This window comes from Rhizobium sp. 05N430 (assembly GCF_056396985.1).
Genome location: NZ_JBFTMO010000011.1, coordinates 197239 through 220772 on the forward strand (window position 1 = coordinate 197239; position 23534 = coordinate 220772).

The window sequence follows — 23534 nt, forward strand, 5'->3', positions numbered from 1 at the left end:
GCGGATTTATAAGGCTGGCCGGTTGGGGAAGGGGAGCCCGGCCGCGTTTGGCGTATGGATCGAAGCGCTGTCCGCCGGATCGTCCATCGCGCGCAGGCCACGCCAGTTTCGGACGTGGTTGGCATTGATGAAGATCATCCCGGTGGCGTCGGGTTCGATATTCTGTGTCCTGATGACATCGCAGAAGGCTTCGAGATGTTGCAGAAGCCGGCTTTCTGTTGCCCTTGGCGGGGAAGCGATGCTGAGCAGCGCGCGCCGGGTGATGATGACGGTGCGTGCCACTGCCCCATCGAGCATCTCGATACGGCCGCACTTTTCCCTCTCGTCCAGTCGCGCAGCAATGATCGCGTATCGCATCGAATGGTCCTCTCACGCCCGCAACGCGCCAAGTCTACGCGATGCATGGAGACGATACTTTGATTTCGATCAAGACCGCCTGAGGCGTGTCCGGTTCGTTGATCTAGGACAAGGAAGGGTGAGCGGCCGCGCGGCATAAGCCCGCGAGACGAAGATGAAGGAAATCACGATGTCCGATGCCCTGGTCGCCAAATATGGTGAAGCCCGCCTGCCGCGCTACACCAGTTATCCAACAGCACCGGCCTTTTCGGCTGCCGTCGGCCCGGAGGCCTATGCGGATGGGCTGGCGCGGCTCGGTGCGGCCGATCCGGTATCGCTTTATCTGCATATCCCGTTCTGCCGCTCGATGTGCTGGTATTGCGGCTGCCACACGTCGGTGACGCGCCAGGACGGACCGGTTGCCGATTATCTCGACGTGCTGAGCGAGGAGATCGAACTGGTGTCGCAGGCAGCCGGCAATGATCTGCCGGTTCGAAACATCCATTTCGGCGGCGGCACACCGACGATCATGACGCCTCAGGCCTTTGCCGCATTGATGGCGAAGCTGAGGAGCGCCTTCCGGTTCGAGGCGGATTGCAGCGTTGCCGTCGAGATCGATCCGCGAACCCTGTCCGCAGCAATGATTGGCGCGCTCGGCGACAACGGCGTCGATCGCGCCAGCCTCGGGGTCCAGAGTTTCGATCCGCGGGTGCAACATGCGATCAACAGGATACAGACCTTCGATCAGACGAAAGCAGCCGTCGAAGGCTTGAGGGAAAACGGCACCCGCAGCATCAATTTCGACCTGATCTACGGCCTGCCGCTGCAGACCGTGCGCTCCTGTCTTGAGACGGTCAGGATGGCTGTCGAGCTCCGGCCGGAACGGTTTTCGGTATTCGGTTACGCCCATATCCCGTCCTTCAAGAAGCATCAGCGGCTGATCGACGAGACGCAGCTGCCGGATGCCAGCCAGCGCAATGCCCAGGCCGAGGCGATCGCCGACGAACTCGTCGGCGCCGGTTATGTCCGCATCGGCCTCGATCACTTCGCGCTGCCGCATGACCCGCTGGCGCTGGCATCGCATGAGGGAACGCTGCGGCGGAATTTTCAGGGATATACCACCGACGACTGCGAAACGCTGATTGGTCTCGGCGCCTCTGCGATCGGCAAGCTTCCCGGAGGCTATGTCCAGAACGAGGTCGCCCCCGGCCGCTATGCGGAGCGCGTCGCCTCCGGCATCCTGCCGACTGCGAAAGGCTATGTGCTGAGCGCTGAGGACAGGCTGCGGGCAAAGGTCATCGAAAGGCTGATGTGCAGCTTCGAGGCCGATCTTGCTGCGCTCAGCGGCGAAGCCGGATATGACCCTGCCTTCCTGACGCGCCGCAACGAGCGGCTGGCGCAACTGCTGGCCGACGGCGTGGTGACGCTGGCGGACGGGCGGCTGACCGTTTCGCAGCAAGCACGCTTCATGGTGCGCGCCGTGGCCGCTGCCTTCGATGCCTATCTCGGAGCGCCGGGGCGCACGCATAGCAAGGGTGCCTGAAACGGCTACAACTCTCTGACGAGGCGACCCCTCCATAGCCGGGGATTGCGATCAAAATCTCATAGTGGGCGCTGCCCGCGGGGTTGCCCTTTTGGCCGATGGCTGCAAATTGTCTGCTAATGCCCGACCGACGTGGCATGAAAAACGGATGGCCGTGCCTGTCCGTCGGAGCAGCAATGAATCTTTTCGTCACAGATCTCCACCACGATGGGTGGCGGAGCCAGCCCCTTCAGATGGTGCCGAAGAAGAAGGAGCGAAAGCTTGCGCCGGAAAAGCCGAAGACGCTTCTCCAGCAGCTCGCCGCCACGCCCGACAAGCTGTTCACCGGCGCCTTCCGCCAGCAATATGGGGCGCTCTGCTACCGCAAGGCGCCGGGCAGCTCCGGCATCGAAGTGCTGGTGATGACCTCGCGCGAAAGCCGGCGATGGGTGATCCCCAAGGGCTGGCCGATGAAGAAGAAGAAGCCCTATGAGGCGGCGGCGACCGAAGCCTGGGAAGAGGCTGGCGTGCGTGGCACCGTCGGCAAGAAGCCGGTCGGCCGCTACACGTACCTGAAATGGCTCGACAATGGCGACGTCGCCCCCTGCATCGTCGATGTCTATACGGTCGAGGTGCTGGAGCAGTCCGAGAACTTCAAGGAGCGAGGCCAGCGGGTGCTTGCCTGGGTCGAGCCGGAAGAGGCGGCGCGGCGCGTTCGCGAGATCGAGCTGAAATCCCTGCTGGTCGATTTCAAGGTCAAGTGACAGCCCATTGCCGCCCAAATCACGGTCTTGTTGATCGATCTCAAAGAAAATCCTGACTGTTCTCTATAGCCCGTCTTCGGACGAACACGCCGATGGCCTCGTGTTCGCCGGTTCAAGGGGGCTTGGAATGATAGATGAGACACGTGGCGGCCTCGATGCACTGGAAACGCACCTTAGCGAATTGTCGTCTTGGTGCGATCTGATCGAGGCGATTGCCGATTTTCTGCCCTGCCATGTCGATGAGGGATTGTGCAGGACACTGACGCGAGACCTCGTTCCGCTTTTGGTGAGGATACATCAGTTGGAAGAGACCAGCGTCGATCGGCATCCTGCCCTCGCTATCAGCGTCCCGGCACCGAGAGACGAAGAGCAGCGCCGGATTTCCGATCGGCTCGAGCAACGCGATATGGCAGAGCGCGCCGTCAAGGTGTTGTGCGACTTGAGCAGGGGGCGAAGCAGCCTCTCGGCGGACGCCATCGCCTATGCGCTCCGTTCATTCTGCTGCCCGGCGCGCCGGCATATCAAAGAAGAGCGGCAGCTGATCGGCGAGATCCGCCAGGCGATCGCGGTGCCTTCTCTCGTATCAGACGCGAAGCTGACGCCTGCCGGCGCTTGATCTACGTCAAGGCGTAGCGCTCCCGCCCGTTGTTCACTTCGCGGTGAGAGAAGGAGCTCCGTGATGTTTGTGAACGATATCGTGCCGATCGGCGATGACGCGTTATCGACTGCCGTGCGCAGCCGGCTGCAGATGGAACTCGGGCTGACACATGACGTGGTGAAGGCGACCGTGGCGAACGGCGTCGTCACCCTCAAGGGGCGGCTGGCAAGCACGGGAACGCGCGAGGCGGCAGGTGCTGCTGCCGGAAATGTGCGAGGCATCAAGCGTGTCGTCAACGACGACATCTCGACGGCGTATCATCTGGTGCGGCGTCTGGCGCCTTAGGCCAGGGATTGCTCGCCTCAATCCCACGTCTTGCGTTCGCGAGCTTTTTGCCGCAATGCCTCGAACACGCTTCGAGCCTGCGGCGAAAGCTCCTTGCCCTTCAATTGCACCAGGCCGAAGCCCGGAATGTCGATGCGGGCGTGGATCGGCAGCGCCGTCAGCAGCTGGTGCTGGTCGAGCATCTCGGCGACGGTCTTGGCGAAGATCCCGACCCGGCCGCTGCTCTTGACGAGCAGGATGGTCATGAGCACCGACGAAGTGGAAATGACACTGCGCGGCACGATGGCATGCGCCCGGTGATAATCATCCATCACATCCCGCAGATAGGAGCCTTCCGGCTGCAGCACCCAGTCGAGCCCCTCGAGATCTGCCTCCTCTACGGCCGGTTTTGCAGCCAGCGGATGCCCGCGCGCCACCACCATCCGGAAGGTTTCCTCGCCGAGCGGCTCGTAGTCGAACATTGTCCGGTTGAAATTCTCGGGCAGACGGCAGATCGCGAAATCGAGGCTCCCGGCGCTCAGCTGTGCGAGAAGCGCATCGCTGCTGCCGTGCGAGACGTTGATGTCGAGATCCTGATACCCAGCCTGCGCATCGTTGAGGGCGGGAACGACGATCTCGGAAGCGGGCGTCATCACCGTGCCGATGCTGACGCTGCCGCGCTTGCCCGAGGCAATGACCTTCATGTCGTATTCGGCGCGTGCCGCTTCCGCCAGCAAGGTCCGGGCGTAGCGCGCCAGAACCTTGCCCTCCGGCGTCAGCGCCGTTCCGCGGTTGTGCCGTTCGAACAGCCGATGCCCGGCCAGTGATTCGAGCTCGACCAGCGTTCGCGACAGCGAGGGCTGGGACAAGCCGAACATTCCGGCTACGCTGCCGACCTTGCCGTGCTCTTCCAGAGCGACGAGCATGCGCAGATGCTTGAGTTTGAAGGCGTCAAGCCTTGTCATCATCACTCCTGATATTCGGTTTTGCTAAGTCAGAATAGGAGAACGGTATTATACAATCCGCCTGCCTTAGGATATTTGCATGTCAATAAACAACGTGGATAGCGCAATGACCCAACACGACAGCAAGCCCCGCCTTCGTTCCCGCGCCTGGTTCGACAATCCTGATAATGCCGACATGACGGCGCTTTATCTCGAGCGCTACATGAATTTCGGCCTCAGCCAGGAAGAGCTGCAGTCGGACAAGCCGATCATCGGCATTGCCCAGACAGGCTCCGATCTGTCGCCTTGCAACCGGCATCATCTTGAGCTCGCCAATCGCCTGCGCGAAGGCATTCGCGAAGCCGGCGGCATCGCCATCGAGTTTCCGGTTCATCCGATCCAGGAAACCGGCAAGCGTCCGACCGCGGGCCTTGACCGCAACCTTGCCTATCTCGGCCTCGTCGAAGTGCTCTACGGCTATCCGCTCGATGGCGTGGTGCTGACCATCGGCTGCGACAAGACCACGCCGGCCTGTCTGATGGCGGCGGCCACCGTCAATATTCCGGCGATCGCGCTCTCCGTCGGGCCGATGCTGAACGGCTGGTTCCGCGGCGAGCGCACCGGCTCCGGCACCATCGTCTGGAAGGCCCGCGAGCTACTGGCAAAGGGCGAGATCGATTATGCGGGCTTTGTGAAGCTTGTTGCGTCGTCGGCCCCTTCGACCGGCTATTGCAACACCATGGGCACGGCGACGACGATGAATTCGCTGGCCGAAGCCCTCGGCATGCAGCTTCCGGGTTCGGCCGCCATTCCGGCGCCGTATCGCGACCGTCAGGAGATTTCCTATCGCACCGGCCTGCGCATCGTCGATATGGTCCGCGAAGACCTCAAGCCATCGGATATCCTGACGAAGGATGCCTTCATCAACGCCATCCGCGTCAATTCGGCGATCGGCGGATCGACCAATGCACCGATCCATCTCAACGCGCTGGCCCGCCATATCGGCGTCGAGCTGACGGTCGACGACTGGCAGACCTATGGCGAGGAAGTGCCGCTGCTCGTCAACCTGCAGCCGGCCGGTGAATATCTCGGCGAAGACTATTATCACGCTGGCGGCGTTCCCGCCGTGGTGAATGAGCTGATGGGCCAGGGCCTGATCAAGGAAGACGCGCTGACGGTCAACGGCAAGTCGATGGGCGACAACTGTCGCGGGCAGACGATCCAGGACGAAAAGGTCATCCGCCGCTACGAGACACCGCTGAAGCCACGTGCCGGTTTCCGCGTGCTGCGCGGCAATCTGTTCTCCTCGGCGATCATGAAGACCAGCGTCATCTCGCCGGAGTTCCGCGAACGCTACCTCTCCAATCCCAAGGATCCGGAAGCTTTCGAGGGCAGGGCGGTCGTCTTCGATGGTCCCGAAGATTATCACAAGCGGATCGACGATCCGTCGCTCGGGATCGATGCCTATACCATCCTCTTCATGCGCGGCGCCGGTCCGATCGGCTATCCGGGTGCCGCAGAGGTCGTCAACATGCGTGCGCCCGACTACCTCTTGAAGCAGGGCGTCTCGTCGCTGCCCTGCATCGGCGACGGACGCCAGTCTGGCACATCAGGCAGCCCGTCGATCCTCAACGCTTCGCCGGAAGCCGCCGCGGGCGGCGGGCTCGCAGTTCTGAAGACTGGCGACCGGGTGCGTATCGACGTTGGCCAGGGCCGCGCCGATATTCTGATCTCGGACGCCGAGCTTGCCGAGCGGCATGCGACTCTCAAGGCCGATGGTGGCTACCGCTATCCCGACCACCAGACGCCATGGCAGGAAATCCAGCGCTCGGTCGTCGGCCAGCTGGAAACCGGCGCGGTGCTCGAACCGGCGGTCAAGTATCAGCGCATTGCCCAGACCAAGGGCGTGCCGCGCGACAACCACTGAGCTGAAATCAGCTGCGATGAAACAAAAATGGCACGGGCTCGCCCGTGCCATTTTTGTTTTGGCGGCCAGGCGGCGGCCGCTCAGAAAGGCAGTGGCGAGCCGAGAAGTGCCAGGATCAGCGATGTCAGCGCCACGAGAAAAGCTATTCCGAATGAAATATGGATTTTGGTCAATTTAGGTCCCTCGAATTGAAAGACCCGCCTAAAAAGGCGGGTCTCCTGAACAGGACGCTTCGCTACTCGAACTCTGGCGAAGCCGTTTCATGAGCGGCCCCCCAGCCCCTCGGAAAAAAGCTAATCACAACCTCGGATCATCGTCGCGTGACATCGGCGTGACACGGCCCCGGCGGTGCAAAAGCTTGAGAGGAAAGGCGAAACCGTGCCCGTCTGAGCCGCCCAGCCGCTCTATCGCAAGGTCGCCCTCGAACGGGATCCGTCCTCGTCGATAAAGGTGACACTGGCTCCCTTCAGGATGACGCGCGAGCAATCCTCATCGTCGTCTTCGTCATCATCGTCGTAGTAGAAGCAGATCTCGTTGCCATCGACTTCCCATTCCCCGGTATAGCTCCCGTCAAGGCTGGAGCGCCCCTGAATCGAACCGTTGGCAAGAAGTTTCTCCTGATAGGCTGCGCCATCTTCCGTTCCAGAGACCGTCCTGCCGGCGAAGGCGGCCTTGATCTGCGCCCCGGACAGCGATGCCTCCTGGGCAAGCGCCGGCGTTGCTATGGCCATGGCGGCCAGGACTATGCGGAATCTCATCTACCCCTCCTCAAAGATCGTAGAGCATGATTGCGATTTCGATCAGGATACCGGCCAGGATGGCCGCTTCGATCACGCATGACACCAGGAACATGCGGTATTCGAAACTGCGTTCGGCAGCGGTTCCGTAGAGCGTCTCCCGCGCTTCGACCGCCTCGCCGATCAACTGAAGCCGGCGGCCGAAGTCCATCTGCTGGCAAAGTTCGAAGAAGCTGCGGCGGGAGGCGGCTGGAAGGCCGCGGTCGCCGCGCTCCAGAAGCAGCGTGGTCTTCAGAAACCACTGCCGAAGCCGTGCGGTTTCAGCCGCCTTGGCGGAGAGCTCACGGCTGATCTGGCGGCTGTAGGTACGGCGCTCAAGAAGCGCGGCATCGCGATATTGCCCATCCCAGGCGGTCTCGAATGCCCGCTCGGTATCCTCGATACCAAGCCAGAGCCAGCCGAATGCCCCGATGCCTATGAGCAGGTCTCTGAAAAGCTCCGGCGCGGACTGGATGACGACGCGGTGACCGCGGATGCTGATCTGCCCGTTGCGAAGTTTGAGATCGGCGGACAGGCTTTCGAATCGGTCTTGCGCGGCTGCGTTGCGCAGCCAGTCTGCTGCCGCTTCCTGTAGAGCAAAGGAGGTCTGGGAGCCGCTCGGCAGCAAGATGACTTCAAACTGCTGATCATTGGTATCGGGAAATGGCGCACCCGGAACGGTCTCGCTCTCGATCGGCGTGATCGATGCATGCAGCGAAACCGGACGTGGATATGAGAGGCTGCAAAGGAGGGGAGCGTCGGCGCGGCTGGCTTCACCCGGAGGAAGCAGGAACAGCCGGCAATGCTGAGCGCCGTTCGCAGCCATCGGCTACTCGTCCGCCAGCGCGGGCAGCTGCCGCATGCCGTCATCGACCGTATGGACATCGGGAGGCGGGATGAATGCCACGCCGTCTTCCAGCACCGGGCCGGCAAGGCCGAGCAGAAAGCCGGTCTCCTTGTCGAAGCAGAAGCGCGACATGATGAAGGCGCCAGTCGCGTGATCGAGCCAGTCATCGCCGAGCCTGGCATCGATCAGCTGGTCAAGGCGGACAGCATTCTCCTCTTCCGGGTCGAGCCAGTCTGACGCCAGAATGAAGCCCCACACGGCGAGAAACGACGGGATCGGCACCTGATAGCTGCTGACCTTGGTGAAGGCCGTCTGCAGCGTCCGGCGAAGTGCGGTGTGGCCCTTGTAGTTGCAGGACGAAAATTCGAGCGCCTGCACGACCAGAATGCCGCCGTCGCGCAGGCAGCCGCGCAGCGAGCGATAGAACTCCTTGGTGTAGAGGTGCTGGGCCGGGCCGTTATCCAGCATGTCCACGACGTCGATGATGATGATATCGAAGAGTTCGTCGGTCGTCTCCAAATAGTCCCGGCCGTCGCGATAATGCAATTCCGCCCGGGGATCGGTGAAAGCGCCGTAGTTCCAGGTGCCAAGATGTTCGCGGCAGCAATCGACCACATCCCGGTCGATATCGACCATCACGGCGCGCGTCACGTCGCGATAGGCAAGCACTTCGCGGAGCGTTGCGCCTTCACCGCCGCCGATGATCAGCACCTGACGCGGGTTGTCATGCATCAGCATGGCCGGATGCACGAGCAGTTCGTGATACAGCGCCTCGTCGTCCTCCGCGCTCTGGATGGCGCCGTCGAGGAACAGCGCACGGCCGAAGCTGTAGGTATCGGCGATCGTGACGTTCTGAAACGGCGTTCGAAACGAGCAGACGATGGACTGGGCGCGATAGTGATACTCGTCGAAGATATCGGCGTCCTCGAGAACGAAGACGCTGCCGCTCCGCGGCGGCACGTCGGTATCCAGCCCTTCGACAAAGACCCGGCCTGGCGGCAGCTCCGGCAGAGGGTAGGGCCGCGAAATCGCTGGCAGCGGCTCCAGTGCGGTTTCTTCCGGATCGTCCGAAATGACAATGACCATTACAGATCCGTTGCCTCTCTCCGAATGATCTGGCGCAGTTCCACCAGGGCAGGCGAGAGCGCCTCGACCAGTGCCGGCAGGGCATTCAGCGGATCGCAGGCGCCGCACATGAAGATATCGAGCGCTGCATACGCGTGCTCGGGCCATGTGTGGATGGACATGTGGCTTTCCGCCAGCGAGACGGTTCCTGTCACGCCGCCGCCGGGGTCGAAGACGTGAAAATTCATACCGAGAAGGGTGGCGCCCGCAGCTTTCACGGCTGCGCGGAACGCTGCCTCGATATGTGCGACGTCACCGAGTTGTGTGGCGCCGCTGAAATCGGCGATGAGATGCCGGCCGGGAAGTTCGCCATTGGTCCTGCCCGCATGAACCACGCTGCCAACGGGCATGGGTGGCATGTAGCAGGCTGCAGACTTGCGATGAACGGACACCGTCATGGCGTCCCCGGCCGCTCTTCCACCCATGGAACCCAACATCGAACGGAGTTTGTAATGAGCATGCCACAAAATATTAGCCAGACAACATATATTGCCGGGAGCCAGAGGCGGGCCGCATCCAGGGATTGCAACCCGCGCTCCGTCCGACGATCGGCGCCTTATTGCGCGGCGGCCCTCGCAAGTTCGCCATCCAGGCGCTTGCGTGCCAGGTTCGGAACCTTGGCCGTCTTGATGGCGTCGAGATTGGCGGGTTGGTCGCCCACCTGAATCAGCGCTACCATGCCCATGGCAAAATGCGGCGTGCACTTGACGACATATGCGCCGGGGATATCGAATTTCGTCTGGAACTGCTCGCTCGGCTTCGACTTGAATTCCGCAGCGCCATCCGGGATCAGACCCTTGAAGGTCTCGACATTGTGGCTCTTGTCGGTCGGCACGAAGGTCACGGTATCGCCGGGAGCGATCTTGATGAAGTCCGGCTCGAAGACCATGGCGCCATCAGTGCCTTTGTTGAGCATCTGGACCTGGTGATCGGCTGCCATCAGCGGTGCTGGCGAGGCGATCATGGCCGCCGTTGCGGCGATCAGGCCGTATTTCAAATTCATCGCACGTCTCCTGTTTTGCGGGCCGTTCGCCCCGAGACGTTCTAAGTCATCCACCAGAGATGCTCTTTGATGCCGGTCAAACTTCAGGTGCGGAATCGGCGTTTCGCCCCAGGATCATCTGGCGTCGAGAAGGTCGCGGATCTTCGCGGCGAGCTCGCGGGCCGTATAGGGTTTTCGCAGCCATTGGGCGCCGGGGATCACCTCGTTAGCCGCCAGCGCCGGCTCCGAATAGCCGGAGGTGAAGAGCACGGCGATATCGGGCCGGATAGCGCGGGCGGCGCGTGCCACCTCATCGCCGGTCATTCCGCCGGGCATGACGATATCGCTGAAGAGCAGGGCAATCTCCGGATTGTCCTTGAGGATTTCAAGCGCCCGCCGGCCATTGTCGGCTTCGAGCACCGCGTATCCCATGCCGGAAAGCCTTGCGACGGCAACGCGTCTGACGCGAATGTCGTCCTCGGCCACCAGGATTTGCTCGTGACCGCGCGGCATCGGGCTTTCGACGGCCGATCCGTCCTCAGCGGATGCTTTCGGCGTCGGGCCGATTGCCGGGAGGTAGATGCGGATCGTCGTTCCCCGGCCGTCCTCGCTGTAGATCTGCAGATGGCCGCCGGATTGCTTGACGAAGCCATAGACCATGCTCAATCCGAGCCCAGTGCCGGAGCCGGTTTCCTTGGTGGTGAAGAACGGCTCGACGGCACGTTTCTTCACGTCTTCGGTCATCCCCGAACCGGTGTCGGTCATCGAGATCAGCACGAAGTTTCCACTGCGGACTTCGGGATACATCTTGGCGTAGTCGGCATCCAGATGCACGGACGAAATCTCGGTTGTCAGACTGCCGCCCTTCGGCATCGCGTCGCGGGCGTTGAGAGCGATGTTCAAAATGGCGTTCTGGAGCTGCGAGCTATCGACAAGCACATTGAATTCGGATCCGGAGAGAATGGTCGAGAGCTTGATATTTTCTCCGAGCGTCCGCCGCAGCAGATCCGAAAAGCCGGTGAGAAGCTGGCCAAGATCGGCATGCCGGGGATTGAGCGGCTGGCGCCTGCCGAAGGCAAGCAACTGTCCCGTCAGCTTCGCTCCGTCTGTCGCCGCACCCTGCGCTTCACGCAGCATATCGCGCAGTGGCCCCGGCGGCAGCTTGTCTTCGATCATCTCGAGATTGCCGCTGATCACAGTCAAAAGGTTGTTGAAATCGTGTGCGAGGCCACCGGTCAACTGGCCGACCGCTTCCATTTTCTGCGCCTGGCGCAGGTCTTCCTCTATCTTGAAGCGGCTGGTCAGGTCACGGACGAAACCGGTAAAAATCCGCTCGCCATTCGCGGTCGCTTCGCCGACATGCAGTTCCATAGGAAACTGCGAGCCATCGGCGCGCTGGCCGGTGACGACGCGGCCGTAGCCGATAATCCGCTTCTCGCCGGTTTCCAGGTAACGGCCGATATAGCCGTCATGGGCGCTGCGGTAGGGCGAGGGCATGAGATTGCTGACATTCCTGCCGCAGATCTGGTCCGAGGTCATCTCGAACAGCTTTTCCGCTGCTGTGCTGAAGGAGAGAACCTTGCCCTTCTGGTCGATGACGACCATCGCGTCGGGCACCGTCTCGAGAATCGAGCTCAGATGCGCCTCTCTTGCGCTGACGGCCTCTTCGGCTTTCCGGAGAGCGCTGACGTCGCTGTTCGCCTGAATGACAGCTGGTTCACCATCCGGAAGGTTGACGAGCACGCAGCGGGTGGCGACGTGAAGGTCGTAGCCGCTCTTGTGGCGGTGGACGATCTCGCCCTGCCAGAAACCGCGTGACCTCAGGTGTGCGTGGATATCTTCGACCGGCTCCGGAAACCGCGTGGCGAGCAGTACATCGACCTTTTCGCCGACCGCTTCCTCGCGCGCCCAGCCATACATGTTCTCGCAGCCGATCGACCAATGGGTGATCGTGCCTTCGAGGCGATGCACGATGATATCGGCGCCATCGAGAACATGCACAAGCGCGTCCAGTTCCTGGGGGGAGGCCGTGCGCGGCGAGATCAGGCGATGGGGCATGGCTGCTTCCTGCTGCGATCAGTGAACGCTGACCCTATGGCAGTTTTTCTCCGGAAAATCATCTGCGTTACCCGAGAGCTGGATCAACTTGCCCTTGCTGAGAATCCTCAAGTCATGACGGCCTTCGGGGACCACGACGTTGCGCTGCGAGAGCTTGGTGATCGTGCGTGAAACCGTCTCGATCGTCAGGCCGAGATAGTCGGCGATATCCTGCCGGTTCATCGGCACGCGCAGTAATCCCGGGCGCGGCTGGGCGCCGGGGCGGGCGGCGAGCGTGGCGATGAAGCTGCACAGCCGCTCCTCGGCATTCTTCTTCGACAGGAGCACCATCTGATCATGGGCCGCTGCCGTCTCGTGACAGAGGAGTGCGATATATTCGGGGCGTAGCGCATCCGAGCGCGCCACCTCGTCCTGGAAGGTCTTGCGCGAGACGCGGCGGATCTTGCAATCGGTGACAGCCTCGGCAGTGAACAGGAAGTCGCCCTGCAGGAAGGCGCCGACGATTTCTCCGGCAAAATGAAACCCGGTGATCACCCGGCGGCCCTCGCCGATGATGCGTTGCAGGCGGACAACGCCTTCGACCACCTGAAACAGATGCTTTGCCGCATCGCCTTCCCAGCAGAGCGCCTTGCCGGCGGCGACCGGTTCGAGTGCCGAGAGATGAAACACCGACGACAGCGAGCGCCCCGTCTTTGCCGCTTCACCGGCGGGCTTTCCATGTTCGAACGCCTGGTGGTTCTGCATCAGCATCGTCGTAGTCCCCTCGTTTGCACGCGAGGGAATAGACAGCCGCTGCGTCACACGAGGATGAGCGGACGGTGCCAAATGGTGAGACTGCGTAACAGTTTGTAACAGGCTGGGTATCACCGGCTAAGCCGTTCGGTTCGTTGATGTAAATCAAGGAGTGCCGGAGAGCTCCATGACAGTCCTTGCTGCAAAGTACGAGAAAGCGCGCCGTCACGCGGCCTGCTGCGCACTGGGGACGATACCATGAACTACACAACCGAGACCGTGATGGTCGCGGTCGCAGCGTTCCTAGCCTTGCTAGGAGCAGCCTTCGCCCACGATCAGCTCTTTGCCGCCCATATGGGGATCCTGTGTTTCTGCCTGTTTGCCGGAACGGTGATCTTAATACGCCGCGTCGATTTCTCGCCGGCGGGACGTCAGCCGAAGCCGGAGGCATCCGGTTATTTCGATGAGGTCATCCGCTACGGGCTGATCGCCACCGTCTTCTGGGGTGTCGTCGGCTTCCTCGTCGGCGTGATCATTGCCGCGCAGCTCGCATGTCCCGATCTCAATCTGGCACCCTACCTGAATTTCGGGCGGCTGCGGCCGGTTCACACATCGGCCGTTGTCTTCGCCTTCGGCGGCAATGCGCTGATCATGACCTCGTTCTATGTCGTACAGCGCACCTGTCATGCGCGGCTCTTCGGCGGCAGTCTCGCCTGGTTCGTCTTCTGGGGCTACCAGCTGTTCATCGTCATGGCGGCGACCGGCTACGTGCTCGGCATCACTCAGGCCCGCGAATATGCCGAGCCGGAATGGTATGTCGATATCTGGCTGACCATCGTCTGGGTCGCCTATCTCGTCGTCTATCTCGGCACGATCCTGAAGCGTCGCGAGCCGCATATCTATGTGGCGAACTGGTTCTATCTCGGCTTCATCGTCACCATCGCCATGCTGCACGTCGTCAACAATCTCGCCGTGCCCGTGTCGTTCCTGGGATCGAAGAGCTACTCGGTCTTCTCCGGCGTCCAGGATGCGCTGACGCAGTGGTGGTACGGCCATAACGCCGTCGGCTTCTTCCTGACCGCAGGCTTCCTGGGGATGATGTACTACTTCGTTCCGAAACAGGCCAACCGCCCGGTCTATTCCTACCGCCTGTCGATCATCCACTTCTGGGCGCTGATCTTCATGTATATCTGGGCTGGTCCGCACCACCTGCATTACACGGCTCTGCCCGATTGGGCCCAGACGCTCGGCATGGTGTTTTCGATCATGCTCTGGATGCCGTCGTGGGGCGGCATGATCAACGGGTTGATGACGCTTTCGGGCGCCTGGGACAAGATCCGCACCGATCCGATCATCCGCATGATGATCGTCGCCATCGCTTTCTACGGGATGTCGACCTTCGAAGGGCCGATGATGTCGGTGAAAACCGTCAATTCGCTGAGCCACTACACCGAATGGACCATCGGTCACGTGCATTCGGGCGCGCTCGGCTGGGTCGGTATGATCACCTTCGGGGCGATCTATTACCTGACGCCGAAGCTCTGGGGCCGCGAGCGGCTCTACAGCCTGCGGATGGTCAACTGGCATTTCTGGCTCGCCACGCTCGGCATCGTCGTCTACGCCGCCGTGCTCTGGGTCGCCGGCATCCAGCAGGGCCTGATGTGGCGCGAATACAATTCGCAGGGCTTCCTCGTCTATTCCTTCGCAGAAACCGTCTCGGCGATGTTCCCCTATTATGTGCTGCGCACGCTGGGCGGCACGCTCTATCTCGCCGGTGGCCTCGTCATGGCCTGGAACGTCTTCATGACCATCCGCGGACGCCTGCGCGACGAAGCCGCTATCCCGACCGCTTATGTGCCTCAGGCACAGCCTGCCGAGTGAGGTGAACCATGGCATCGATACTGGACAAACATAAGATCCTCGAAAAGAACGCGACGCTGCTGCTCGTCGGCTCGCTGCTGGTCGTCTCGATCGGCGGCATCGTAGAGATCGCGCCGCTCTTCTATCTGCAGAATACCATCGAGAAAGTGGAGGGGATGCGCCCCTACACACCACTCGAACTGGCAGGCCGCAACATCTACATCCGCGAAGGCTGCTACCTCTGCCACAGCCAGATGATCCGGCCGTTCCGCGATGAAGTCGAGCGCTACGGCCATTATTCGCTGGCGGCGGAATCCATGTACGACCACCCGTTCCAATGGGGCTCGAAGCGCACCGGGCCGGATCTCGCGCGCGTCGGCGGCCGCTATTCGAACGAGTGGCATGTTCAGCATCTGTCCGATCCGCGGGCGGCCGTGCCTGAATCGATCATGCCGAGATACGCGTTCCTGAAGACGCAGGAGGTCACCGTCAAGGACATCGGCATGGACCTGAAAGCCAACGAGGATGTCGGCGTGCCCTACACGGACGACATGCTCGCCAATGCGGAAGCCGACATGAAGGCGCAGGCCGATCCCAACGCCGACACCTCGGCGCTGCTGCAGCGCTACCCGAAGGCAAAGACCGGCGATTTCGACGGCGATCCGCAGCGTCTTTCCGAGATGGATGCGCTGGTCTCCTACCTGCAGATGCTCGGCACGCTGGTCGATTTCTCGACCTATGACGATGCCACCGGCTACCGGTGAGGTGATCTCATGGAAACATACACGGCAATGCGGCACTTCGCCGACAGCTGGGGGCTTCTGGCGATGGCGGCATTCTTCGTCTGCGCCGTCGCCTACACGCTCCGCCCCGGCAGCAAGCAGACGGCCAAGGAGGCCGCTGACATTCCCCTGAAGGACGATTGAGATGTCGGAAAAGCATATTGATGAAGTCAGCGGCGTCGAAACCACCGGGCATGAATGGGACGGCATTCGCGAACTGAACAATCCGATGCCGCGATGGTGGGTCTGGACCTTTTATGTGACGATCCTCTGGGCGATCGGCTACGTCGTCGTCTATCCCGCCATCCCTATGGTAACCTCGGCGACGAAGGGTTATTTCGGCTATTCCAGCCGCGCCGAGTTGCAGCAGGATCTCGATCACGCGAAGGCCGGCCAGGCGAAGTTCCACGAAATGATCGCGGCAAAGAGCGTCGAAGAGATCGACGCCGATCCGGCACTGCGCGAATTCGCTATTGCCGGTGGTGCCTCGGCCTTCAAGGTCAACTGCGCCACCTGTCACGGATCGGGCGCCAGCGGCGGACCGGGCTTTCCGAACCTGAATGACGACGACTGGCTCTGGGGCGGCGACCTGCAATCGATCCAGACGACGATCGCTCACGGTATCCGCTTCGACGAGGATGCGGATACGCATGTCTCGGAGATGCCTGCCTTCGGCGATATCCTCAGCAAGGATCAAACGAAGGAAGTGGCCGCCTATGTCTGGGGGCTGACCAACACGCCTTCCGATCCGGCTTTGGCCACTGCCGGCAAGCAGATCTTCCTCGACAATTGCGCCGCCTGCCACGGCGAGGACGCCAAGGGCAAGGCAGAGATGGGCGCGCCCGATCTCGCCGACGCGATCTGGCTGAAGGGCCGGGGCGAGGAGGCGATCATTCGCCAGGTCACGGCGCCCAAGCATGGCGTGATGCCGGCATGGTCGGCGCGCCTCGGCGATACGACGGTCAAGGAACTGACGGTCTTCGTCCATTCGCTCGGCGGCGGTCAGTAAGGAGAGGGACGGTGACGGCACACGGGAACAATCCGCTCCTCCGGATTTACGGCATGCCGCGCTCGATCGTGCGTTCCCGTGTCTCGGTCCGTGGCAAATCCCTGCCGCCCGGCTGCAAGGGCGACGCGCCGGAGAAGATCGGTAGCGCGATTGTCAGCTTGACCTCGCTCAGGGATGACGAGCCGTCGAGCCACTAGAAATTGGGAGAGGACACCCAGGCGGCGTTCTCTCCCACTGCTTTCCGGGGCCGCGCCTTCGTCTCGAAGCGCCGCCCGTCTTTTTACGGCAGGCGGCCGGTTAATCCTTGTTGATCTTTATCAAGGACGCTCGACGGCCCCCGGAGGAGAACAGGCGTATCGAACGCGAAAGACATTACTTATGAACCTTTTCACAGCCCCCGATCCCAAGAGCGTGGAGAGGCTCGATGTCGAGCCTGTGAACGCCCGCCGTAACCGTCAGCCGCTTTATGCGGCGCGAACGAAGATTTTTCCAAAGCGCGCCGAGGGGCAGTTCCGCCGTTTCAAATGGATCGTGATGCTTGTTACACTCGGCATCTACTATCTGGCCCCCTGGATCCGCTGGGATCGCGGACCCTACGCGCCGGACCAGGCAATCCTCGTCGATCTCGCCTCGCGCCGCTTCTACTTCTTCTTCATCGAGATCTGGCCGCAGGAATTCTACTACGTCGCTGGGCTGCTCCTCATGGCCGGGTTCGGGCTGTTCCTCGTGACCTCGGCGGTCGGCCGGGCCTGGTGCGGTTACGCCTGTCCGCAGACGGTCTGGGTCGATCTCTTTCTCGTCGTCGAACGCGCCATAGAAGGCGACCGCAACGCCCGGATCAAGCTCGATGCCGCGCCGTGGAGCTTGAGCAAGCTGCGGAAGCGCGCCCTGAAACATGCCATCTGGCTGGCGATAGCCGTTGCGACGGGTGGCGCCTGGATCTTCTATTTCGCCGACGCGCCGTCTCTGGCAGTGGCACTCGCAACCGGCGCGGCACCCGCCGTCGCCTATGCCACTGTCGCCATCCTGACCTCCACCACCTACGTCTTCGGCGGGCTGCTGCGCGAGCAGGTCTGTACCTACATGTGTCCCTGGCCGCGCATCCAGGGCGCCATGCTGGACGAGAATTCGCTTGTCGTCACCTATAACGACTGGCGCGGCGAGCAACGTTCGCGACACAGCAAGAAGGCGCAGGCGGATGGGCTTCCGGTCGGCGATTGCGTCGATTGCAATGCCTGCGTTGCCGTCTGTCCCATGGGCATCGATATCCGCGATGGCCAGCAGATGGAGTGCATCACCTGCGCCCTCTGCATCGACGCCTGCGATGGCGTGATGGACAAGATCGGCAAAACGCGCGGCCTGATCGCCTATGCGACGCTCAGCGAATATGCTGCCAATATGGCGATTGCCACCGATAGCGGGCGCACGGCGGTGCAGCCGGCCAAGGTGCGCGATGAGGGTGGCTCCTTCGTCGATGGCATCCGGCATTTCAACTGGCGCATCATTTTTCGCCCGCGCGTCGTATTCTACGCCGCCGTATGGGCGGTGATCGGCATCGGCATGCTCGTCCATCTGTCGATTCGCGGCCGTCTGGAACTGAACGTCGTCCACGACCGCAATCCGCAATTCGTCATGGAAAGCGACGGCTCGATCCGCAACGGCTACACGATCCGCATTCTCAACATGGTGCCGCGGCCGCGGCAGATCGCGCTGACGCTGTCGGGCCTCGATGGCGCCACTATGCGCATCCCCGAACTCAGCAAGGACGATGTCCGCAGCTTCACGCTGGACGCGGCACCGGATGCGGCAACCACGATCAAGGTCTTTGTCACCCGCAAGCCGTCCACGGCTGCTGTCGACGAATTCCTCTTCACCATCGAGGAGTCCGGCGGCAGCGACCGGGCGAGCTATCGCGCAGCATTCAACGCACCTGGAGATCCGCAATGACCACCCGCGTCCAAGGCTTCACCGGCCGCCACATGCTGCTCGTCATCACCTCCTTCTTTGCCGTGGTCATCACCGTCAACGTCACGATGGCCTGGTTCGCGTCTTCAAGCTGGAGCGGCCTCGTGGTCGAAAACACCTATGTCGCCAGCCAGGAGTTCAATCACCGCGCCGCCGAGATGAAGGCGATGACCGCATCGGGCATCGCGGGGCATATCTCGCTGAAGGATGACCGCTTCATCTACCGGATTGCCAATCCGGACGGATCGCCGGCGGCGGTCGATACCGTGACGGCCATTTTCAAGCGGCCGGTCGGCGACCACGAGGACTTTTCCGTTGCGCTGGACAATCGCGGTGAGGGGGCGTTTGAAACGGATCGCCATGTCCCGGCCGGCGACTGGATCGTCGAGTTCATCTCGAAGAAGGCCGGCAGGCTCGTCATGCACGAGGCGATCCGGTTCGACACTACGGAGTTCGTTCGATGACCTGCTGTGCGATCGATGCCGAGGGGGTGATGGCGATGAGCACCACGGCCTTCAGTGCCGAGGAGATTGCGCTTGCCAGCCATCCGCTCGGTGGCGGCTTGCATCAGCTTGATCTCAGTGTCCCCGATGTCCACTGCGGCGCCTGTATCTCGACGATCGAGAGGGCGCTGACAGCATTGCCCTTCGTCAGCAAGGCGCGCGTCAACCTGACCTCGCGGCGCGTCACCTGCATCTATGACGAAAAGATCGGCGCACAGGCGACGGATCCGGCCGAAATCATCGCCGCCGTCGCGGGCGCGGGATACCGCGCGCATCTCTACGCGCCGCTTGCCGCCGAGGGCGACAAGACCCGCAACCAGCTGCTGCTCGCCGTCGGCGTCGCCGGCTTTGCCGCGGCTAACATCATGCTGCTCTCGGTCTCCGTCTGGTCGGGCGCCGATGCCGCAACGCGCGACATGTTCCATTGGATATCGGCGATGATCGCTGCCCCGGCGCTGATCTACTCGGGCCGCTTCTTCTTTCAGTCGGCGTGGAATGCAGTGAAGCATGGCCGTACCAACATGGACGTGCCGATCTCGCTTGCCGTGACGCTCTCCTATGCCGTCTCGCTCTGGGAGACGATGCATCACGGCGAACATGCCTGGTTCGACGCCACCGTCTCGCTGCTGTTCTTCCTGTTGATCGGCCGGACGCTGGATCATGTCATGCGTGAAAAGGCGCGGGCTGCGATCAACGGTCTGGCGCGGATCGCGCCGCGCGGCGCGCTGCTCATCCAGCCCGATGGATCGCGGCGCTATGTGGCAGTCGAGGAAATTTCGGTCGGTGACGAGATTGCGGTCGCCGCCGGTGAGCGTATCCCTGTCGATGGCGTTGTCGTCAGCGGCGAGAGCGATCTCGACCTTTCGATCGTCACAGGCGAAAGCAGCACTGTTCCGCTTCACGCCGGCAGTCCGGTCAGCTCGGGTTCGATGAGCCTCACCGGCTCGCTTATCCTGCGCGCCAGCAAACGCGCAGGCGAGTCGCTACTTGCTGAAATCATCGCCCTGATGGAGGCCGCCGAAGGGGGCAGGGCGCGCTACCGCCGGATCGCCGACCGGGCGGCGGCCCTTTACTCGCCGGTCGTTCATCTTCTGGCGCTGGCGTCGTTTCTCGGCTGGGGTTTTATCGGCGGCGACTGGAAGCAGGCGATGCTCGTCGCGGTCGCCGTTCTCATCATAACCTGCCCCTGCGCGCTCGGCCTCGCCGTTCCCGTCGTCCAGGTCGTGGCGGCAGGCGAACTGTTCCGCAACGGCATCATGGTCAAGGATGGCTCGGCGCTCGAAAGGCTGGCGGAGATCGACACCGTCGCCTTCGACAAGACAGGAACCCTGACCATGGGCAGGCCCCGGTTGGTGAAAGCCGAGCCGCCGGAAGGCCGCCTTCTCTCGATCGCGGCCGGTCTCGCAGCCCACTCGCGCCACCCGCTCTCGCAGGCAATGATGCATAGCGCGTGTACAACCCCGGTGCCCTTTGATCGCGTCACCGAAATCCCCGGTGGTGGTCTCGAAGCCGTCAGCTGCGGAACGCTCTATCGCCTTGGCAGCGAATCCTTCGCCTGCCGTGGTCTGGCAACTCAGCCGGCCGAGGACTGTCCGTTCTCGGAAGTCGTCTTGTCGCAGGATGGCGTCGTTTCCGCGCGGTTCTTCTTCGACGACACGCTGCGGCCGGGAGCGCGCGAGGCCGTCGCTACGCTTCATGCTGCTGGATTCTGGACGGTGATGATATCGGGCGACCGCCAGCGCGTTGCCGGCAACACGGCGCGCGAACTCGGAATCCCCCGGGCGCTGGGCGCCCTGACACCGAAGCAGAAGGTCGATCAATGCCAGGCACTCAACAGTAGCAACCACCGGGTCTTCATGATCGGCGATGGCATCAACGACGCACCGGCGCTGGCCGCCGCCCATGTGTCGATGGCACCAGCGACTGCATCCGATATCGGCCGGCAGGCTGCAGACCTGGTGTTCTTCAACGAGCGCCTCGATGCCGTGCCGCTGGCGATCGCCGTCGCCCGCCGCTCGGCAGCGCTGATCCGCCAGAATTTCGCGCTGGCGATCGGCTACAACATTCTGGCGGTTCCGATCGCCATTTCCGGGCTGGCAACCCCGTTGATTGCCGCCGTCGCCATGTCGACCTCGTCGATCATCGTCGTCTCGAACGCGCTGAGGCTGAATGCCTTCGGCAAGTCGATCCTCGCCGGCGCGATCGCGCGTCCCGCCGGCAAAGCCAGCGAGGCGCGAACGGCATGAACATGCTGATCTATCTCATTCCGATCGCGCTTTTTATGGGTGGTATCGGACTGGCAGCGTTTCTCTGGTCGCTGAAGAGCGGCCAGTACGATGACCTGCAGGGTGCGGCATGGCGGGCGATCGCTGATGACGATCTGGATCCGCCAGGCTCCTGATCGGGCGGCCGCCGGTCGAAATCATCTCGATCGGAAGATTGTGGACGAAGGCCGCAATGGTAGCGCTGCCCACAAACCTGCGTTATCTCTAACGAAAACGAAGAAAGCAGGACGAACGGGTGACATGGAAGCAGATCGCATTCTGGTCGTCGATGACGACGCCCGGATCAGACAAATGCTTGTTCGCTATTTCGAGGACAATGGTTACAGGGTGAATGCCGTCGGAAACGGCGCCGCGATGCGCAGCGAGCTGGCCAAGGGCCACTACGCTGCCGTCTTCCTCGATCTCGTTCTGCCGAACGGCGAAAACGGTCTGGAACTGCTGCGCGAAATCCGCAACACATCCGACGTTCCGGTCCTGATGCTGACAGGCCAGGACGACGTCACCGACAAGGTGGTGGGTCTCGAGATCGGCGCCGACGACTATATCGCAAAACCCTTCCACCTGCGCGAACTGCTGGCCCGCCTCAGAACCATTCTGCGGCGGCGAACCGTGTCCGATCATCCATCCGCAGCCTCTGATGCCGATGAAACCCTGTTGTTCGACGGCTGGACACTGGACGTCTCCCGCAGGCGGCTCACTTCTCCCGATGGCGGCGACGTGACGATGACGACCGGCGAGTTCGATATGCTGGTGGTCTTCGTCCGCAATCGCGGCAGGGTTTTGTCGCGTGAGACGTTGATGGATCTCACCCGCAACCGTCACCTCGAAGCGTTCGACCGCGCGATCGACGCGCAGATCGTTCGCCTGCGCAAGAAGATCGAGGCTGATCCGCGCGAACCGGCGCTGATCCAGTCGGTGCGCGGTGTCGGCTATGTCTTTACCGGCAGGCAGCGGTAGCGCTGCCCGTTCGCCGCGTTGTGGTTGTCGATCTTTGACGGAGATCAATGCGTGTCTGCTTGACGACCGCTAACCTTCCCCGAACGTCGCTATCCGCACGAATGAGGCAGGCCGATGCAGGCAAAAGACATAATGACCACCGACGTGGTTTCGATCAGCCCGGCCGCCGGCATCCGCCACGCTGTTGCGGTGATGATGCAGGGCAAGATCAGCGGACTGCCGGTCGTCGATGACGAAGGCCGGATCTGCGGCATGCTGACGGAGGGCGATCTGCTGCTGCGCCGCGAGATCCGTCCGCAGCCGAACCAGGTTCGTGCCTCCGGCGTACTCTCCGAGCTCGAACTCGAACGCTACATCAGCAGCCATGGCTGGTCAGTCCGCGATGTCATGTCAACCGATGTGATCGTCGCGCGGCCGGATAGCGAAGTCTCCGACATTGCCGAAAGCCTGCAAGCCCATCGCATCAAGCGCCTGCCGATCGTCGAGGATGGCCGGCTGGTCGGCATCGTCAGCCGCCGGGATATTCTCGGCATGATCGTCGATGCGCCTGTGACGGCGCTGCCGCGCGAGGATGGCGCGATCCGGCTTGCGCTCCGGACGCGTCTGCGGTCCGATCTTGGTCTGACGCCGCAGACGGTGCAGGTATCGGTGACGAACGGCCAGATCACCCTGAACGGCCAGGTCGAGTCGGAGCTGAAGCGGAAGGCCGTGCGCGCACTGATCGAAGGCCTCGGTCTCGGTGCCTACCGGGATCAGCTGCGGGTCGTCATGCCGATATTGGAAACCGAGCGGCTGGCAATCTAGGAACGGGATCGATGATGTGCCGTCAGGGTCCAGGGCATGGGAGACTTGCCCGGCGCTATGCCCCTGGACCGGCCAAGTCTCTGCCAAGTTGCCCCACTTGACACGGGTACCGTTCGCCCGCGCGCCAAACCTAGCGATGACACCGGCCCCTTCATTGATCGAAATCAACGAGACAGCTTTCCCAGAAGGGGTGCCGGACAGCCTGACTTCGAGCTCCTGAACACCAATTTCGAATTATCGTACAATTACAATTACTTACGAGAAACATTGGAATTCTTTGCGGAGTGCTGTTGACTGTTTGCGGGGGTTAGCCGTATAAGCCGCGTCACTGAACGAGGGCGGCGGCGCTGCAGGCGACGAAGTCTTTCGCTCTAGGATTTCTTGAAGGTTGGCCTTTGAGGCTGATTTATTCCCAGGCTTTCGGGTTTGGGTGC

Annotated in this window: 25 protein-coding genes; 16 read left to right on the plus strand and 9 right to left on the minus strand. The window is 62.1% G+C overall.

The features are described 5' to 3' along the window. Window positions 1–6: 6 nt before the first annotated feature. The gene (locus tag AC1DJO_RS21465) at window positions 7–357 is read right to left on the minus strand and encodes a hypothetical protein (protein ID WP_112386728.1); all 351 of its coding nucleotides are present in this window, start codon (window positions 355–357) and stop codon (window positions 7–9) included. Between the two features lie 169 nt (window positions 358–526). Here AC1DJO_RS21465 and hemN point away from each other — a divergent pair, with 169 nt between their 5' ends. The 4 genes from hemN to AC1DJO_RS21485 all read left to right on the plus strand — a co-directional run bounded on the left by hemN (window position 527) and on the right by AC1DJO_RS21485 (window position 3565). Then, window positions 527–1879, plus strand: a complete 1353-nt coding sequence (hemN, locus tag AC1DJO_RS21470; RefSeq protein ID WP_112386760.1) for an oxygen-independent coproporphyrinogen III oxidase — start codon at window positions 527–529, stop codon at window positions 1877–1879. 233 nt (window positions 1880–2112) lie between these two features. Further along, window positions 2113–2622, plus strand: coding sequence for an NUDIX hydrolase (locus AC1DJO_RS21475; protein WP_112386761.1), 510 nt, complete (start codon window positions 2113–2115; stop codon window positions 2620–2622). Between the two features lie 127 nt (window positions 2623–2749). Continuing rightward, window positions 2750–3238: a hypothetical protein gene (locus AC1DJO_RS21480; protein ID WP_112386729.1), complete on the plus strand. Its 489-nt coding sequence runs from the start codon at window positions 2750–2752 to the stop codon at window positions 3236–3238. Between the two features lie 63 nt (window positions 3239–3301). Next, a complete protein-coding gene (locus AC1DJO_RS21485) occupies window positions 3302–3565 on the plus strand; it encodes a BON domain-containing protein (RefSeq protein ID WP_112386730.1) in 264 nt (87 codons plus the stop codon). A gap of 17 nt (window positions 3566–3582) precedes the next feature. On the opposite strand, the gene AC1DJO_RS21490 is transcribed toward AC1DJO_RS21485, so the two are convergent. Next, the gene (locus tag AC1DJO_RS21490; RefSeq protein ID WP_112386762.1) at window positions 3583–4509 is read right to left on the minus strand and encodes a LysR family transcriptional regulator; all 927 of its coding nucleotides are present in this window, start codon (window positions 4507–4509) and stop codon (window positions 3583–3585) included. Window positions 4510–4615: 106 nt separating this feature from the next. On the opposite strand from AC1DJO_RS21490, the gene AC1DJO_RS21495 reads away from it, so the two are divergent. After that, on the plus strand, window positions 4616–6415 hold the full coding sequence (locus AC1DJO_RS21495) for an IlvD/Edd family dehydratase (RefSeq protein WP_112386731.1): 1800 nt from the start codon (window positions 4616–4618) through the stop codon (window positions 6413–6415). A gap of 404 nt (window positions 6416–6819) precedes the next feature. Here AC1DJO_RS21495 and AC1DJO_RS21500 read toward each other — a convergent pair whose 3' ends face one another. The 7 genes from AC1DJO_RS21500 to AC1DJO_RS21530 all read right to left on the minus strand — a co-directional run bounded on the left by AC1DJO_RS21500 (window position 6820) and on the right by AC1DJO_RS21530 (window position 12953). After that, window positions 6820–7173 carry a hypothetical protein gene (locus AC1DJO_RS21500; protein WP_112386732.1) on the minus strand — a complete coding sequence of 118 codons (354 nt, stop codon included), beginning with the start codon at window positions 7171–7173 and terminating at the stop codon, window positions 6820–6822. Window positions 7174–7183: 10 nt separating this feature from the next. After that, a complete protein-coding gene (locus AC1DJO_RS21505; protein ID WP_112386733.1) occupies window positions 7184–8017 on the minus strand; it encodes a hypothetical protein in 834 nt (277 codons plus the stop codon). A 3-nt stretch (window positions 8018–8020) separates the two neighbouring features. Beyond that, entirely contained in the window at window positions 8021–9124 is a 1104-nt protein-coding gene (locus tag AC1DJO_RS21510; protein ID WP_112386734.1) for a fused MFS/spermidine synthase, read from the minus strand. Beyond that, a complete protein-coding gene (gene speD, locus AC1DJO_RS21515; protein WP_310289838.1) occupies window positions 9124–9561 on the minus strand; it encodes an adenosylmethionine decarboxylase in 438 nt (145 codons plus the stop codon). The genes AC1DJO_RS21510 and speD overlap by 1 nt, the downstream gene beginning before the upstream one ends. Window positions 9562–9719: 158 nt before the next feature. Further along, on the minus strand, window positions 9720–10166 hold the full coding sequence (locus AC1DJO_RS21520) for a pseudoazurin (protein ID WP_112386735.1): 447 nt from the start codon (window positions 10164–10166) through the stop codon (window positions 9720–9722). 114 nt (window positions 10167–10280) lie between these two features. After that, on the minus strand, window positions 10281–12203 hold the full coding sequence (locus AC1DJO_RS21525; RefSeq protein WP_112386737.1) for a PAS domain S-box protein: 1923 nt from the start codon (window positions 12201–12203) through the stop codon (window positions 10281–10283). 18 nt (window positions 12204–12221) lie between these two features. Next, window positions 12222–12953, minus strand: coding sequence for a Crp/Fnr family transcriptional regulator (locus AC1DJO_RS21530; RefSeq protein WP_112386738.1), 732 nt, complete (start codon window positions 12951–12953; stop codon window positions 12222–12224). A gap of 240 nt (window positions 12954–13193) precedes the next feature. On the opposite strand from AC1DJO_RS21530, the gene ccoN reads away from it, so the two are divergent. The 11 genes from ccoN to AC1DJO_RS21585 all read left to right on the plus strand — a co-directional run bounded on the left by ccoN (window position 13194) and on the right by AC1DJO_RS21585 (window position 23100). Then, window positions 13194–14816, plus strand: coding sequence for a cytochrome-c oxidase, cbb3-type subunit I (ccoN, locus tag AC1DJO_RS21535; protein ID WP_112444342.1), 1623 nt, complete (start codon window positions 13194–13196; stop codon window positions 14814–14816). 8 nt (window positions 14817–14824) lie between these two features. Then, window positions 14825–15559, plus strand: a complete 735-nt coding sequence (ccoO, locus tag AC1DJO_RS21540) for a cytochrome-c oxidase, cbb3-type subunit II (RefSeq protein ID WP_112389765.1) — start codon at window positions 14825–14827, stop codon at window positions 15557–15559. 9 nt (window positions 15560–15568) lie between these two features. Next, window positions 15569–15721 (plus strand): cbb3-type cytochrome c oxidase subunit 3, encoded by a 153-nt coding sequence (locus AC1DJO_RS21545; protein ID WP_112389764.1) that lies wholly within the window; start codon window positions 15569–15571, stop codon window positions 15719–15721. 1 nt (window position 15722) lies between these two features. Continuing rightward, a complete protein-coding gene (gene ccoP, locus AC1DJO_RS21550) occupies window positions 15723–16586 on the plus strand; it encodes a cytochrome-c oxidase, cbb3-type subunit III (protein ID WP_112389763.1) in 864 nt (287 codons plus the stop codon). 11 nt (window positions 16587–16597) lie between these two features. Next, on the plus strand, window positions 16598–16783 hold the full coding sequence (locus AC1DJO_RS21555; RefSeq protein ID WP_112444340.1) for a hypothetical protein: 186 nt from the start codon (window positions 16598–16600) through the stop codon (window positions 16781–16783). A 181-nt stretch (window positions 16784–16964) separates the two neighbouring features. Then, window positions 16965–18533: a cytochrome c oxidase accessory protein CcoG gene (gene ccoG, locus AC1DJO_RS21560; protein ID WP_112389762.1), complete on the plus strand. Its 1569-nt coding sequence runs from the start codon at window positions 16965–16967 to the stop codon at window positions 18531–18533. After that, window positions 18530–19015: a FixH family protein gene (locus AC1DJO_RS21565; RefSeq protein WP_112389761.1), complete on the plus strand. Its 486-nt coding sequence runs from the start codon at window positions 18530–18532 to the stop codon at window positions 19013–19015. Before ccoG ends, AC1DJO_RS21565 begins: the two co-directional genes overlap by 4 nt. Then, window positions 19012–21300 (plus strand): cation-translocating P-type ATPase, encoded by a 2289-nt coding sequence (locus tag AC1DJO_RS21570; RefSeq protein ID WP_112389760.1) that lies wholly within the window; start codon window positions 19012–19014, stop codon window positions 21298–21300. Before AC1DJO_RS21565 ends, AC1DJO_RS21570 begins: the two co-directional genes overlap by 4 nt. Further along, window positions 21297–21455 (plus strand): cbb3-type cytochrome oxidase assembly protein CcoS, encoded by a 159-nt coding sequence (ccoS, locus tag AC1DJO_RS21575; protein ID WP_112389759.1) that lies wholly within the window; start codon window positions 21297–21299, stop codon window positions 21453–21455. The genes AC1DJO_RS21570 and ccoS overlap by 4 nt, the downstream gene beginning before the upstream one ends. Before the next feature lie 124 nt (window positions 21456–21579). Then, entirely contained in the window at window positions 21580–22296 is a 717-nt protein-coding gene (locus AC1DJO_RS21580; RefSeq protein ID WP_112389758.1) for a response regulator, read from the plus strand. 114 nt (window positions 22297–22410) lie between these two features. Then, window positions 22411–23100, plus strand: a complete 690-nt coding sequence (locus tag AC1DJO_RS21585) for a CBS domain-containing protein (protein WP_112389757.1) — start codon at window positions 22411–22413, stop codon at window positions 23098–23100. Window positions 23101–23534 lie beyond the last annotated feature (434 nt).